Annotated in this window: 16 protein-coding genes; 9 read left to right on the top strand and 7 right to left on the bottom strand. The window is 68.9% G+C overall.

Annotated features, from left to right (window positions below; all coding sequences use genetic code 11):
* The first annotated feature begins 13 nt into the window (after positions 1–13).
* The 5 genes from ACFWF2_RS21505 (at position 14) to rraA (ending at position 3,291) form a co-directional block, all read left to right on the top strand.
* On the top strand, positions 14–664 hold the full coding sequence (locus tag ACFWF2_RS21505; protein ID WP_379309213.1) for a YcnI family protein: 651 nt from the start codon (positions 14–16) through the stop codon (positions 662–664).
* Positions 665–798: 134 nt separating this feature from the next.
* Positions 799–1,326 carry a copper resistance protein CopC gene (locus ACFWF2_RS21500; protein ID WP_379309228.1) on the top strand — a complete coding sequence of 176 codons (528 nt, stop codon included), beginning with the start codon at positions 799–801 and terminating at the stop codon, positions 1,324–1,326.
* 6 nt (positions 1,327–1,332) lie between these two features.
* A complete protein-coding gene (locus ACFWF2_RS21495; RefSeq protein ID WP_379309212.1) occupies positions 1,333–2,277 on the top strand; it encodes a copper resistance D family protein in 945 nt (314 codons plus the stop codon).
* A gap of 56 nt (positions 2,278–2,333) precedes the next feature.
* Positions 2,334–2,789: an SRPBCC family protein gene (locus tag ACFWF2_RS21490; RefSeq protein WP_379309211.1), complete on the top strand. Its 456-nt coding sequence runs from the start codon at positions 2,334–2,336 to the stop codon at positions 2,787–2,789.
* A gap of 13 nt (positions 2,790–2,802) precedes the next feature.
* Entirely contained in the window at positions 2,803–3,291 is a 489-nt protein-coding gene (gene rraA, locus ACFWF2_RS21485) for a ribonuclease E activity regulator RraA (RefSeq protein ID WP_379309210.1), read from the top strand.
* A 23-nt stretch (positions 3,292–3,314) separates the two neighbouring features.
* On the opposite strand, the gene ACFWF2_RS21480 is transcribed toward rraA, so the two are convergent.
* Entirely contained in the window at positions 3,315–3,536 is a 222-nt protein-coding gene (locus tag ACFWF2_RS21480; RefSeq protein ID WP_379309209.1) for an RNA-binding S4 domain-containing protein, read from the bottom strand.
* A gap of 120 nt (positions 3,537–3,656) precedes the next feature.
* On the opposite strand from ACFWF2_RS21480, the gene lysX reads away from it, so the two are divergent.
* From lysX to ACFWF2_RS21465, 3 genes are all read left to right on the top strand, one after another.
* Complete coding sequence (lysX, locus tag ACFWF2_RS21475) at positions 3,657–6,974, top strand: bifunctional lysylphosphatidylglycerol synthetase/lysine--tRNA ligase LysX (protein WP_379309208.1); 3,318 nt, start codon at positions 3,657–3,659, stop codon at positions 6,972–6,974.
* Positions 6,975–7,141: 167 nt separating this feature from the next.
* A complete protein-coding gene (locus tag ACFWF2_RS21470) occupies positions 7,142–7,453 on the top strand; it encodes a hypothetical protein (protein WP_378849053.1) in 312 nt (103 codons plus the stop codon).
* An 89-nt stretch (positions 7,454–7,542) separates the two neighbouring features.
* Positions 7,543–8,163 (top strand): histidine phosphatase family protein, encoded by a 621-nt coding sequence (locus ACFWF2_RS21465; RefSeq protein WP_379309207.1) that lies wholly within the window; start codon positions 7,543–7,545, stop codon positions 8,161–8,163.
* 52 nt (positions 8,164–8,215) lie between these two features.
* Here the strand turns inward: ACFWF2_RS21465 and ACFWF2_RS21460 are convergent, their stop codons facing one another.
* Positions 8,216–9,115, bottom strand: a complete 900-nt coding sequence (locus ACFWF2_RS21460; RefSeq protein ID WP_379309206.1) for a cutinase family protein — start codon at positions 9,113–9,115, stop codon at positions 8,216–8,218.
* A gap of 281 nt (positions 9,116–9,396) precedes the next feature.
* Between ACFWF2_RS21460 and ACFWF2_RS21455 the strand changes: the two genes are divergently transcribed.
* Complete coding sequence (locus ACFWF2_RS21455) at positions 9,397–9,942, top strand: dihydrofolate reductase family protein (protein ID WP_379309205.1); 546 nt, start codon at positions 9,397–9,399, stop codon at positions 9,940–9,942.
* 60 nt (positions 9,943–10,002) lie between these two features.
* Here the strand turns inward: ACFWF2_RS21455 and ACFWF2_RS21450 are convergent, their stop codons facing one another.
* The 5 genes from ACFWF2_RS21450 to ACFWF2_RS21430 all read right to left on the bottom strand — a co-directional run bounded on the left by ACFWF2_RS21450 (position 10,003) and on the right by ACFWF2_RS21430 (position 13,163).
* The gene (locus tag ACFWF2_RS21450) at positions 10,003–10,374 is read right to left on the bottom strand and encodes a hypothetical protein (RefSeq protein ID WP_355283797.1); all 372 of its coding nucleotides are present in this window, start codon (positions 10,372–10,374) and stop codon (positions 10,003–10,005) included.
* Positions 10,375–10,384: 10 nt separating this feature from the next.
* Positions 10,385–10,843, bottom strand: coding sequence for a roadblock/LC7 domain-containing protein (locus ACFWF2_RS21445; RefSeq protein ID WP_379309204.1), 459 nt, complete (start codon positions 10,841–10,843; stop codon positions 10,385–10,387).
* A complete protein-coding gene (locus ACFWF2_RS21440) occupies positions 10,840–11,877 on the bottom strand; it encodes a hypothetical protein (RefSeq protein WP_379309203.1) in 1,038 nt (345 codons plus the stop codon). The genes ACFWF2_RS21445 and ACFWF2_RS21440 overlap by 4 nt, the downstream gene beginning before the upstream one ends.
* The gene (locus tag ACFWF2_RS21435; RefSeq protein ID WP_379309202.1) at positions 11,874–12,194 is read right to left on the bottom strand and encodes a hypothetical protein; all 321 of its coding nucleotides are present in this window, start codon (positions 12,192–12,194) and stop codon (positions 11,874–11,876) included. The genes ACFWF2_RS21440 and ACFWF2_RS21435 overlap by 4 nt, the downstream gene beginning before the upstream one ends.
* Positions 12,195–12,557: 363 nt before the next feature.
* A complete protein-coding gene (locus tag ACFWF2_RS21430; RefSeq protein WP_379309201.1) occupies positions 12,558–13,163 on the bottom strand; it encodes a tetratricopeptide repeat protein in 606 nt (201 codons plus the stop codon).
* Between the last annotated feature and the right edge of the window lie 129 nt (positions 13,164–13,292).

Raw genomic sequence — 13,292 nt, 5'->3', positions numbered from 1 at the left:
AGAAGGCAATTCCATGCAGAACTTCATCACCCGCGGTACCGGCACCGCCGCACTCGCGGCCGGGCTGGTGCTCGCCGCCTGCGGTTCGGCGGCCGCGCACGTGACCGTCGACGCTCCCGGCGCCGCGCAGGGCAAGTACACCGTCGCCACGTTCAAGGTGCCGACCGAATCCGAGACCGCGTCGACCACCGGGCTGCGCGTCACCGTGCCGAACCTGAAAAGCGTGCGCACCGAACCGATGCCGGGCTGGACCGCGAAGGTCGAGCGCAACGACAAGGGCGAGACGGTCGCCGTCGCCTGGACCGCCGACCCGGGCAACGCGGGCGTCGGGCCGGGCCAGTTCCAGCGCTTCGTGCTCTCGCTCGGACCGCTGCCCGCCGAGGACACGGTGAACTTCCCCGCCCAGCAGACCTACAGCGACGGCAAGGTCGTCGCCTGGGATCAGCCGAGCACCGGCGGCGCCGAACCCGAACACCCGGCCCCCTCGCTCACCCTGAGCGCCAAGGGCGGCGCCGAGGGCGGCGACCACCAGGTCGCTTCCGCCGAAACCGCCGAGGCGGGCACCGATTCGGTGGCCCGCTGGCTGGGCGGCATCGGGCTCGCGCTCGGCCTGTTCGCGGCCGCGCTCGGCCTCGGCCTCGTCTTCCGTTCGCGGCGGTCGTGATGCGCGTCGATCACTGCAGGCAGGCGAACACGATCATCAACTCCGCAGGGCCCGCGCTGCCCTCGGACGCGCCGCACGGCGATGCTCCGGGCGATCGACTGGTCGCCGACATCAACAGGTCATCGCGTCGGCGCATGGCGCGCCGGGTGCTCGCCGTCCTGATCGCCGGACTGCTCGCCGTGTTCGCGGCGGCCGGTGTCGCGAGCGCGCACTCCGGTGCCGTGAGCAGCGTGCCCGAGGACGGGTCGACCATCGAGGTCGGGCCGGCGCGCGCCAGCATCACCTTCAACGAGGAACTGCAGCAGAACTTTCCGTCGCTGACCGTGGTCGGCCCGGACGGCAGGCTGTGGTCGAAGAGCAAGGCGCTCGTCGAAGGCCGCACCGTCAGTGTGGAATTGGGCGAACTCGGTCCGGTCGGTGAGTACACCCTCGCGTTCCGGGTGACCTCCGCGGACGGCCATCCCGTCAGCGGGACACGGCATTTCACGCTGAGCAAGGCCGGCACCGGGACGCCGGGCCCGCGTCCTGGTGAGGACAAGGCCGACGGCGGCGGCGACTCCGGCGGGGTGCCCGTGTGGGTGTTCATCGCCGGTGGCGTCGTGCTGTTCGGCGGCGGCCTCGCGGTGGCGCTGCTCGGCGGCCGCACCGGCCGCAAGAAGTAGCCATCCATGACGACCGGTCGCCGGGTACCCGGTACGACGCTGCGGCAGTGGCGGGTCCTGGTGCCGGTCGTGGTGGCCGCCCTGGCCGGGGTGGCGCTGGCGTGGGCGTTGCGCAGCGGGGGTGGTTTCCCGGGAGCGGCGTGCGCGCGCGTCGTCGCCGACGGTGCGGGCGCGGCGGTCTTCGGGCTGGCGGCACTCCCCCGGCTCAACGAGCGGCTGCACGTCGCCTGGCGGCCGCTGGCCGCGCTGGCGGGCGCCTGGTTCGCCGCCGAGTTCACCGTGCTGGTGTGTGAGGCGGCCGAGATCGTCGGCGTGCCGGTGACCGAGCTCGGCGCGGACGAGTTCGCCACGTTCCTCGGCAAGCTCAGCGGCGGCCAGATCGGCATCGCGATCCTGTTCTGCACCGGCGCGATCGCCTGCTACGCGGCGCTGGCCTTCCGCAGGCCCGACGCGGCGTCGGCCGATCTGGTGCTGGTGTTCGCCGCCGTCGCGCTGGCCCTGCGCCCGATCACCGGGCACATGTCCCAGCAGATGCTCGGTTCGGTGCTCGCCGCGGCGCACGCGCTGGCCGCCGCGTGCTGGTTCGGGCTGCTGCTCGCGATGGCGCTGGTCCTGCGCACCAGGGGCGACTGGGCGGCGACGCTGCCGCGCTATTCGGCGCTGGCCGCGCCGCTGGTGCTCGTGATCGCGGTGACCGGCCTGATCGACGGGCTGGTCCGGATCGGCGGCATCGAGCCGCTGTGGACGAGCGGATACGGGCGGATCTTGCTGGCGAAGTTCACCATCCTGTGCGCGCTGACCGGCCTGGGCTGGTGGTGGCGGCGCAGCTGGGTGCACCGGGCGGGCGAGCATCGGGTCACCGCCGACGTCTCGCTGCGCAATGCCGCGATCGAGGTGACGGTGATGAGCGTGGCGCTCGGCTTGGCGGCGACGCTGGCCGTCACCGCGTAGCCAGATCGGTCACAGCGTAGTCGGATCGGTCGCCGGGGCCCATTAAAGTGGCCGATATGACCGAAGTGAGGATTGTCGAAGACTGCGCCGCATCCGCCGACACGGCGTTCGAGTACGTCAACGACTACCGCAATCTGCCGCATTTCCTGTACGGCATCGAATCCTTCGTCCCGGTCACCGACCAGACCGACGGGCTCGGCGCGACTTTCGACGGCCACATGAAGCTCGGCCCCGCGGCGCTCAAGTCCAGGGTCGAGGTCGTGAAGTGGGAGAAGGGGCGCGTGATCGGCATCAAGTCGATCAAGGGATTCGAGATCATCTCGACGTTCCACTTCTATCCCAAGGGCGAGGCGCTGTGCACCGTCGACGCGACCATCGAGTACTTCGTGCCCGGCGGCATCGCGGGCAAGATGCTAGGTAAGACGATCGAGCCGTTCGTGAAGATCGCGGTGAAGCACACCACAGACAGCCTGGTCAGGGAGATCGCCAAGGCGCACGCCCAGGGCGCCTGACAGAATGCAGGCCATGACCGAATCAGCGAATGTTGTGGCCACCGCCGATCTGGCCGATGAGATCGGCCCCGAGATCCGCAGCTGCGACACCCAGTTCATCCAGTTCGGTGGCCGGGCCGCGTTCGCCGGACGGATCACCACGATCCGTTGCTTCCAGGACAACCTGCTGGTCAAGCAGACCCTGAGCGAGCCGGGCGAGGGCAAGGTCCTCGTCGTCGACGGCGGCGCGAGCGTGCACACCGCCCTGGTCGGCGACATCATCGCAGGCCGTGGCGTCGACAACGGCTGGGCGGGCGTGGTCGTCAACGGCGCGGTGCGCGACTCGGCGATCCTGAGCACCCTCGACATCGGGGTGAAGGCGCTGGGCACCAACCCGCGCAAGAGCACTCAGACCGGCAGCGGCGAGAAGGACGTCACCATCGAATTCGGCGGCGTCACCTTCGTGCCCGGCGAGATGCTCTACAGCGACCACGACGGTGTCGTAGTCCGCGCCGAGGACTGAGGCACGCCTCGCGGGTGTTCGGGCTAGTTCCCGGACACCCGCACCTTGTGCCCGGCCAGCACGACGACATCACCGATCTGTAGCTGCCTGCCGCGGCGCAGCTCCACCTCGTCGTTGACCCGGACCAGGCCCTGGGCGATCACCGTCTTGGCCTCGGAACCCGAATCGATCAGGTTGGCCAGTTTCAAGAATTGCCCGAGCTTGATGACATCGTCATCGATCGGCACATCGACTGGTTCCGACATGGGCAAATTATTACCCGTCCAGGAAATTCGGGTCGCCACCGGCCCCGTCGCGGCCGCGGTGACGAACACGCCGCAGCGACCGCGACACCGATCCGGCCCGGATGGACGCACACTGGATTGGTGACCCTCACGCAGGCCGAGCAGAACCCCACCGTCGAGGCCCCGCCGGACCGCGCCGCCGTCCCGCATCGCGGGCGGGGCAGATTGGCCGAGGTACCGCACATCACCGGGCTGGTCCTCGGCGTCTTCGCGGTCCTGTGCTTTCTGTGGAGTCTCTCGCCCGCGCTGCGCCATCTGACGCAGGCGCCACGGCACTACGTCGACACCTACTACTTCGACGCACCGGACACCAGCCTCGTGTGGGCACTGGTCGTCGGTCTGCTTGCCGGGGCGCTCGCCGCGCGCAAACGTGTCGCGTGGTGGCTGCTCATCGTGTACCTGCTGCTCTTCGCGGTGACCAACATCCTGGATTTCGTCTCCGCGGACGACATCGACGCGCTGGTCGCCTTCGTGGTGCACGTCGTCGTGCTCGGGATCCTGGTCGCGGCGCGGTTGGAGTTCTACACGCGGGTGCGGCCGGGTGCGCTGTGGAAGGCGCTCGGCGTGCTGGTCGGGGGCCTGGCACTGGGCTGCCTGCTCGGCTGGGGGCTGGTCGAGCTCGCGCCCGGCTCGCTGCCCGCCGGTGCGCAGCGGCCGCTGTGGGCGGTCTACCGGGTCACCGCGGCGGTGCTGGTCGACAACGAGCACTTCGACGGGCACCCGCCTTCGTGGGTGAACTTCCTGCTCGGCCTGTTCGGCGCGATCGCGCTGCTGGCCGCGGTGGCGGTGCTGTTGCGCTCCCAGCGCGCCGACAACGCGATGACCGGCCTGGACGAGTCGGCGATCCGCGGGCTGCTCGCCGCGAGCGATGTCGAGGACTCGCTCGGCTACTTCGCCACCCGCCGGGACAAGGCCGTCGTGTTCGCGCCGAACGGCAAGGCGGCCATCACCTATCGCGTCGAGCTGGGCGTCTGCCTGGCCAGCGGCGATCCGATCGGGCCCAAACAGGCGTGGCCGCAGGCGATCAAGGCGTGGCTCGAGCAGGCCGACCGGTTCGGCTGGGCACCCGCGGCGATGGGCGCGAGCGAGCTCGGCGCGACCGCGTACCGCAATGCCGGGCTCTCGGCGCTGCGCCTCGGCGACGAGGCGATCCTCGACACCCGCACGTTCTCACTGGCCGGACCGGAGATGAAGCAGGTGCGCCAGGCCGCGAACCGGCTGCGCAAAAACGGTTTCGGCGTGCGCGTGCGCAGGCACCGCGACATCCCCGCCGCCGAGTTCGCCGATGTCGTCGCCCGCGCCGACGCCTGGCGCGACACCGAGACCGAACGCGGCTTCTCGATGGCGCTCGGCCGCCTCGGCGACCCGCTCGACGGCGACTGCCTGCTGGTGGAGGCCGTCGATCACGACGAGCGGGTGCACGCCATGCTGTCGTTCGTCCCGTGGGGCCGCAGCGGCGTCTCGCTGGAACTGATGCGCCGCGACCCACAGAGCCCCAACGGCGTGATGGAGCTGATGATCTCGCAGCTCGCGCTGAACTCCGATCAGTACGGCATCACCAAGATCTCGCTGAACTTCGCGGTGTTCCGTTCGGTGTTCGAGGAGGGCGGCCGGATCGGCGCCGGCCCGATCCTGCGGGCGTGGCGCGGTGTGCTGCTGTTCTTCTCGCGCTGGTGGCAGCTCGAGGCGCTGTACCGGTCGAACGTGAAGTACCACCCGCGCTGGGTGCCGCGGTTCTTCCTGTACGAGGAGCGCAGGCAGCTGCCGCGGGTGGCGACGGCCAGCGGCCTCGCCGAGGGCTTCCTGCCGCGCCTCGGCAAGGAACCCGACGCGACCGTGCACACCGGCACCCACCCGGCCGTGCCCGCGGGCATCACGGGTCTGCACGCCGACGGCAGCCCGCCCGAGGCGCCGGAAGGCGAAGAGGCCGAGCAGGGTCCGCGCAGGCCGGAGCAGGTCCGGGTGCGCATGGACAAACTGAACCGGCTTACCGCCGCCGGCGTCGACTCCTACCCCGTCGCCTATCCGCCGACGCACACCATCGCCGCGGCCAGGGAATGCCCAAGGGGAACGACGGTCCGGATCGCGGGCAGGATCCTGCGCATCCGCGACTTCGGCGGCGTGATCTTCGCCGTCGTCCGTGATTGGACGGGCGAGATCCAGCTCGTCGTCGACCGCGAACGGGTCGGCGCCGATCGCAGCGCCGAATTCACCGAGTCCTTCGATCTGGGCGATCTCATCGAGGTCAGCGGCCAGCTCGGGACCAGCCGCAGCGGTGAGCTGTCACTGCTCGCCCAGGACTGGCGGATGAACGGCAAGTGCCTGCACCCGCTGCCCGACAAGTGGCGCGGGCTCGCCGATTCCGAGGCCAAGGTCAGGCAGCGCTACGTCGACATGGCGATCAACCCGGAGACCCGCGAGGTGATGGGCAAGCGCAGCGCGGTCCTGCATTCGCTGCGCGACTCGCTGTTCACCTGGGGCTTCCTCGAAGTCGAGACGCCGATCCTGCAGCAGGTGCACGGCGGCGCCAACGCGACACCGTTCCGCACCCACATCAACGCCTACGACCTGGACCTGTACCTGCGCATCGCCCCCGAGCTCTACCTCAAGCGGCTGTGCGTCGGCGGCATGGAGAAGGTGTTCGAGCTCGGCCGGACCTTCCGCAACGAGGGCGTCGACTTCAGTCACAATCCCGAGTTCACGATCCTGGAAGCCTATGAGGCACACAGTGATTACCTGCGGATGATGCACCTGTGCCGCAGGCTGATCCAGGACGCGGCGGTGGCGGCCAACGGCGCAGAGGTGGCGCTGCGCCCGAACGACGACGGCGGTTTCGACGCGGTCGACATCTCCGGCGAATGGCGGGTCAAGACGGTGCACGGCGCGGTCTCGGAGGCGATCGGCACCGAGATCACCCCGCGCACCGAGCTGTCGCGCCTGCGCGAGCTGTGCGACGAGGCCGGCATCGCCTACCAGCACGGCTGGGACGAGGGCGCGGTGGTGCTGGAGATGTACGAGCACCTGGTGGAGTCGCAGACCACCGACCCGACGTTCTACCTCGACTTCCCCACCTCGGTCTCGCCGCTGACCCGCTCGCACCGCAGCATCGACGGCGTCACCGAGCGCTGGGATCTCGTGGCCTGGGGCGTCGAACTCGGCACCGCCTACAGCGAACTCACCGACCCGGTCGAACAGCGGCGCAGGCTCACCGAGCAGTCGATGCTCGCCGCGGGCGGTGACCCGGAGGCGATGGAACTCGACGAGGACTTCCTGCAGGCGCTCGAGCACGCGATGCCGCCCACCGGTGGTCTCGGCATGGGCGTCGACCGGGTGGTCATGTTGATCACCGGGCGCAGCATCCGCGAGACGCTGCCCTTCCCGTTGGTGAAACCACGCTGAAAGCGGGTATACGGACCGTGGTGTAAACGAAATCCGGCGCCGCCGCGATCAACCACTGCTCCGCGTCTTCGCGAGGCTTTCTTACCGAAAGTCGCACCGACAGCGCTAGTCTCGGAGTTCCGGCACCGGGAGGATGTCGGGCCAACAACACATCGGGATGGGATTACATGTATCTGGACCTGCTGACCACGGCCGCTCTAGTCGATCCGCACATGCTCACGAGCAGCTTCGACACCTTGGCGAGCTCGGACGCTGTCAACACCGCCGCGGACCTCTTGGCGAAGAAAAAGAAGAAGAGCAACACCGGCCTGATCATCGGCGGCATCTGCTGCCTGATCATCGTGGTACTCATCGTCGGTGGCATCTTCCTGCTCAAGAACAAGAAGAAGGACGGCGGTCAGCCGCCTGCCCAGCCGCCGTACGGCGGTCCGCAGGGTGGTCAGCCGCCGTACGGTCAGCCGCCCTACGGCCAGCCCTGATCTGAGCTGAGGGACTCGCGGCGGTGCCCTCGCCTCGATGACGAGGTATCCCGCGAGTCCTCGGGGCCGATACGGCAGAGTGTGTGAGCGTGCAGCTCATTCTCGTGCGTCATGCCCAGCCGGAACGCGTCGTCGGGGCCACCACCGCGGCCGACCCCGGTCTCACCGGCATCGGCCTCCAGCAGGCCGAGCGTGTTCCCGCGGCCCTGGCCGCCCACGAGATCGCCCGGATCGTCAGCAGCCCGCAGCGGCGGGCCCGCGACACCGCGGCCCCCACCGCGGCGGCGCGCGAACTCCCCGTCGAGGTGATCGACGATCTGGCCGAGTACGACCGCGACCTGCCCGCCTACATCCCCATCGAAGACGCCAAGACCGACTTCGCCGACGCCTACAACCGGATCAAGGCCGGGTATCTCCCCGAGCAGATCGACGGCCCCGCCTTCACCGCCCGCGTCCTCACCGCGATCGACGCCCTGGTCGCCGCGGCGGCACCGACGGACACCGTCGTCGCCTTCGCCCACGGCGGCGTCGTGAATGTGCTACTGGCCGACATCCTCGGCCTGTCCCGGCCGCTCACCTTCCCGATCGACTACTGCTCGGTCACGCGGATCCTCTACTCCCGCACCGGCACCCGCACCGCGGCCACGATCAACGAGAACGGCCACATCTGGGATCTCCTCCCACGCAACCTCGCCCGCACCACCCCGTGACGCGACAGGGCCCGGTGTCGGTCGACGACACCGGGCCCCGCTACGCGCTGACTCAGGCCTGCTGAGCGATCCAGTTGTGCATCCAGGTGATGGCGGTCTGGCCGCCGCCGACGGAGTAGCTGCCGTACAGCGTGTGCGCCTGCGAACGGTAGAACCGCTCCAGGTCCTTGGCCCGCTGCTGGTTCGCCGTGTCCGAGAGCTGCGCCTGCAGTGTCGGGACGCCACCGTGCGCCATCAGGTCGTTCATGATGGCGCCCGCCTCGATCTGGTAGCGCCACAGGTTCGCCGGGTTGGCGTCCGAGCTCTGCGCAAGGAAGCCGGCGAAACGGGTGACGAAGTCGTCGGTGGCGGTGGCGCAGTACAGGTCGTCGACCGCGCAGATGGTCCGCACCCGGTCACTGATCCAGCCGAAACCACCGGGACGGGCACCGCCCGCACCCGCGCCCTGGGCGATCGGGCCGACCTGCACGTCGGTGGGCGAGCGCCGCGGATCGGAGATCAGGCCGACGGCCTTGACCTTGCCCGGCGCGATCTTGCTGACGCCGGTTCCGATCTCGGCGGCGAGGTCGCCCGCCGCGTCGGCGCCCTGGCTGTAGCCGACCAGCGCGATATCGGTGTCGCCGCACGCGGCGAGCTTGGCGGTGATCAGTCCGCGGGCCGTGTCGACGGCCTGCTTCTTGGACTGGCCGTAGACATCGCCTTCCCACGGGAACGCGGTGGCGGCGTAGGTGACGTAGTCGACGTCGGTGTTGCGAGGTAGGCCCTTGGTGACACCGGCGAGCATGCCGGGGCCAGGGGCCTTGTCGTGGCCGGTTTCCCAGGTACCCGGGATCGCCACGACGTACAAACTCGGGCAGCCCGGCGCCGCCGCGGCGCTCGTGCTGCCTGCCATGATGCCGGTGGTCATCGCCGCGGCAGCACCCAGCGCCGCGACAACTTTCTTCAACTGCATACCGCTCCAGTCCACGTTGCTCGATGCAGAGCAAACCCCGTCAAGTTGCTGTCAAGATGGGTGAACTCGGCAGATGGGCCGTCGCGTGCAACGACCTGACGCTCCTCACCCAGACCTCGCCGCGAATCACAATAGAGGCACACGCGCGCTGATGCCACACAACTTGGCGAGCGTGTCTGTTTTCCGACAGTCCGCCGACGATCTCATGACGCGGCACCGATTAATCCCGCGTGGCAGTCTCGTCTACACAGACAACCGAGAACGAGAGAAAAGAGAGAATCATGGGCAAGATCGTTGTGGCAGAGTTTATTTCGGCCGACGGCATCATCGAGAACCCGGCCTGGACCGCGCCGTACTGGAACGATCGGATCGGCGATTTCAAGAATCCCGAGATCTTCGACGCCGACGCGCTGCTGCTCGGCCGCACCACCTACGAGGGCTTCGCGGCGGCCTGGCCCGAGCACCCCGAGGTCGGCGAGTACAAGGACCGGATCAACGCCATGCCCAAGTACGTGGCCACCACGACGGCGACCGAGCTGGAATGGAACGCTACCCGCATCGAGGGCGACCTCGCGGAGGCGATCGGAAAGCTGCGCGCCGAGCAGGATCTGGTGGTCTTCGGCAGCGGCACCCTGGTCGACTTCCTGCGCGCCAACAACCTCGTCGACGAGTACCGCCTCGTCGTCTACCCCGTGCACCTCGGCAAGGGGCTGCGCCTGTTCAACGATGTCGACACCAAGGCGACGCTCGAACTGACCAGCTCGGCGACGCTCGACAACGGTGTGCAGCTCAACGTCCTCACCGTCACCGCCAACGAACTGGCGTGACGGGCGCGGTGGGATGTCGGCGGCCACACGAGTCGCCGACATATCCACGGCAGTGTGATCTCACACCTCCAGGTCTTCTTCGATGCCCTTGAGCCGGTGGCGGGCCAGGGCCAGATTGGACCTGCCCCGGTCGAGGGCCAGGTAGAGGAACAGGCCCTTGGACTTGCGCCCGGTCATCGGCCGGATGACGTGATACTGGCTGCCCAGGGTGATGAGGACGTCCTCGATGTCCTCGTTGATGCCGAGCTGCTCGATGGTGCGCATCTTCGCGCGCACCACCTCGGTGTTGCCCGCCGCGGCGACCTGCAGGTCCAATGCCTTGCTGCTGCTCAGCATGCCGAGCGCCATGCCGCTGCTGTAGTCGACGACCGCGGCGCCGATCGCGCCGTCTATCACCATCATGTCTTTCAGAGCCAGATCCATATTCGACATCTCGTGCCTTTCATTCGGATTCTTGTTGGGTGTGCGCCGCCGCCAGATGTTCGGCGATGGCGCGAGCCACCGGCCGCGACTCCAGATGGAGCCGGCCGACGTTCACTTCCGGGCCGGCGAGCACGGTCAGCGAGGTGTAGCCGGCGGCGTAGATCACCACCTGCCCCTCGGTGCCGAGCACGACGACCTCGTTGAACCCGCCGCCGTGGGCGGTGGTCGCCAGCCGATACGACAGCGACAGCTGCGCGGCCGCCATCGCGGCCATGCTCGCGGGTTCGATATGCGGGGGTAGGTCGTGTTCGATGAGCAGCCCGTCGCTGGACGCCACCACCGAGCCGGTGAGGCGGGGCACCCGCTCCCGCAACGACTTCAGTTCGGCCAGCACGACCGTGTTGCGTTCGGGCACGGGCATCGCCACCTTCGTCAACTTTCCCCTCCATTCACCGAGCAGCTTCTTCCGCACGGTCACGCAAGCTCCTCCAACGCCGCCCTGAGCCGGATGAGTAGTTCGCGGTCCACCTGCTGCCAGCGCTCGGGCTCGTAGGGTGCTGTGCCGGGGTGGTTTCCGCGGCGCCGGGCGGACGCGGTCGCTTCCTCGTCGACCGCGTGCCGACCGGATCTTTCGTTCGCGCCCTGCGCCAAGTGCGGGGAACGAACGGTCCCCGCGGCGAGGGCGGACGGGATCCGCCTCGGTAACGCGGGCACGCCTGTTGTCTGCGCCGCCGGTGCCGGGCGCCGGTGTCGCGCGGTGTCGTCGGCCGGGTGCGGCGCCAGGGCGAGGTGACGGCCTGCCTGCCGGGTCTGCGGCGCTTCGACCGCGAGGTCGGGGGTCCGGAGCAGATCGGCTGTGGCGAGGTCGGGTTCCTGGGGCAGATCCGCTGCGGTGCGGTCGGGTTCCTGGATCAGGCCCGCCTTGGTGAGATCGCGGACCGCGACCAGGCAGCCGTACGTGGTGCGGCCAAGGTCGCGGGCGATCTCGGCGATGCTGCGGCGTTCGTCGGCGGCGGCGAGGACCTCGGCCTGGCCGCCGGTGAGGACCACGCGATTGCGGCGCACCCGGCGTGCGGGCACCACCGGTACCGCGGCGACCAGGTCGGCGGGCCACGGTCCCTGGCCGTTGCGGCGGGCGCATTCGTGGACCAGTGCGCGAGGTGCGATGCGGCAGACCGGGGCGAGCCAGTGTTCGGGCGCCGGCCGGAATTCCGGCTCGGCCGACGACGCGAGCAGGAAGTACGCGGCGTCGAAAACCGACAGCAGCGCAAGGGTTTCCAGTCGAGGCTTCCGCAGCAACCGGCCGGGATCGCCGGCGCCGGCCCTGCGCCAGTCCTCGGCCGTCGCCACGCCCGCCTCGACGACGAGCCGGTCCAGACCGATGGTGCGACGGCAGCCCGCCGAGGCGATCGCGCCGCGCGCCAGATGGAATTCCCCGTCCCCGGCCCGCAGCACCCCGGTCGAGCCCTGTTCCTCGAGCCTGTGCAGTTCCTCGGCGAGTGCCACGCTCATCGCTGCCCGCCCGTCAGTTCCTCGAGCGCGGCCCGCAGCTGATACCGCGCCATCCCGAGATTGCCGGTGTCACCGTCGAAGACGACGTGCACGAACAGCCTGCCTTCGAAATCACCGTCGACCAGGCGCAACAGGTGGAATCCGCCGTTGCGGCAGATGACGATCTCGGTGATGTCGTCGTCTTCGCGCCCGGTAGCCAGCGCCGAACAGCTCAGCGCCGCGCGCACGACATCCGTCGTGCCAGCGGCATCCTCGTGTTCGTCGACGATGTCGTGCACTCCAGCGGCGGCAATCGCCAACCCGCTGGCCCCATCCACCAGTGTCACGCTGCACGCACCGGGAATATCCATGATGCGTTTCAGGCAGCCGTCGAGAGAATTCACACGCCCCGGCCTGTCATCGAGAGGGTTATCGAAACGAGACGTTATACCCACCCGCAAATCCCCGCATCTCGAACGCCGGAAAATTGCTGTGCCCCACCATGTTTGCTGAGGGTTGCTGGAAAACCGCTCGGTATCAATACTTTTGGGTAACTTGAGCCGGATTCGCTGTCGACTCGAGAAACCCCGTGCTCAACCGCCTTTTATCACCCGGCGACCATCTCGCGAACATAACGAACGGGACGTGAACGAGCCGCGAACCTGAACTCGGTCCGCCCGAACACCCGCCCGGCGTGTCGCTCAGCCCGCCGCGCGGCGGTACCAGGATTCGGCTTCGCGGTGGGCGCCTTGGGAATCGAGGAGGGCGGCGAGGTTGGACATGGCTCGGGGGTGGCCGAGGTCGGCGGCGCGGCGGAAGCAGCGGCGGGCTTCGGTGAGGGCGCCGCGGCGGCGCAGGAGCATGCCCAGGTTGTTGATGGCGTCGATATCGCCGTTGTCGGCGGCGTCGCGGTACCAGGCTTCGGCGTCGTCGAGGCGGTGCTGGTCCTCGAAGAGGCGCGCGAGGTTGTACATCGCGTCGACGTTGCCCGCGAAAGCCGCGTGGTGGTACCAGGCTTCGGCGTCGCGGCGCTCGCCGCACTGGTAGAGCAGGGTCGCCAGGTTGTACATGGCGTTGGCGTTGCCACCGGCAGCCGCACGGCGGTACCAGGATTCGGCCTCGTCGACCTCGCCGAGCTTGTCGAGCAGGACCGCGAGGTTGTTCATCGCGCGGGTGTGCCCGGCGGCGGCCGCCCGGCGGAACCAATGCTCGGCGGCGTCGAAATCGCTGTGGTCGTAGTAGATGTTGGCGAGATTGTGCATGGCGGTACCGTCACCGCGCTCCGCGGCGCGATGCAGGCTCGCCATCGTTCCCGGCGGTAACGGCACAGCTCCCCCTCGGATCATCACCGGTTACACATCGATAACGGAAAGTCTATGTGCTGCACCGTAGATCAGCCACGTCGTTTGCTTCCACACCGAAAATCTTTGGCGTGT

The organism is Nocardia sp. NPDC060259 (assembly GCF_042728775.1).
In the GTDB taxonomy this organism is placed as follows: domain Bacteria; phylum Actinomycetota; class Actinomycetes; order Mycobacteriales; family Mycobacteriaceae; genus Nocardia.
The sequence above is the reverse complement of the archived record's forward strand: the minus strand, read 5'-3'. Positions and strand labels throughout refer to the sequence as shown.

Excerpts from the sequence above, each read along its gene's own strand:
- ACFWF2_RS21505 (WP_379309213.1), top strand. The coding sequence starts at position 14 with ATGCAGAACTTCATCACCCGCGGTACCGGCACCGCCGCACTCGCGGCC.
- ACFWF2_RS21500 (WP_379309228.1), top strand. The coding sequence starts at position 799 with ATGGCGCGCCGGGTGCTCGCCGTCCTGATCGCCGGACTGCTCGCCGTG.
- ACFWF2_RS21495 (WP_379309212.1), top strand. The coding sequence starts at position 1,333 with ATGACGACCGGTCGCCGGGTACCCGGTACGACGCTGCGGCAGTGGCGG.
- ACFWF2_RS21490 (WP_379309211.1), top strand. The coding sequence starts at position 2,334 with ATGACCGAAGTGAGGATTGTCGAAGACTGCGCCGCATCCGCCGACACG.
- rraA (WP_379309210.1), top strand. The coding sequence starts at position 2,803 with ATGACCGAATCAGCGAATGTTGTGGCCACCGCCGATCTGGCCGATGAG.
- ACFWF2_RS21480 (WP_379309209.1), bottom strand. The coding sequence starts at position 3,536 with ATGTCGGAACCAGTCGATGTGCCGATCGATGACGATGTCATCAAGCTC.
- ACFWF2_RS21470 (WP_378849053.1), top strand. The coding sequence starts at position 7,142 with ATGTATCTGGACCTGCTGACCACGGCCGCTCTAGTCGATCCGCACATG.
- ACFWF2_RS21460 (WP_379309206.1), bottom strand. The coding sequence starts at position 9,115 with ATGCAGTTGAAGAAAGTTGTCGCGGCGCTGGGTGCTGCCGCGGCGATG.
- ACFWF2_RS21455 (WP_379309205.1), top strand. The coding sequence starts at position 9,397 with ATGGGCAAGATCGTTGTGGCAGAGTTTATTTCGGCCGACGGCATCATC.
- ACFWF2_RS21450 (WP_355283797.1), bottom strand. The coding sequence starts at position 10,374 with ATGTCGAATATGGATCTGGCTCTGAAAGACATGATGGTGATAGACGGC.
- ACFWF2_RS21440 (WP_379309203.1), bottom strand. The coding sequence starts at position 11,877 with ATGAGCGTGGCACTCGCCGAGGAACTGCACAGGCTCGAGGAACAGGGC.
- ACFWF2_RS21430 (WP_379309201.1), bottom strand. The coding sequence starts at position 13,163 with ATGGCGAGCCTGCATCGCGCCGCGGAGCGCGGTGACGGTACCGCCATG.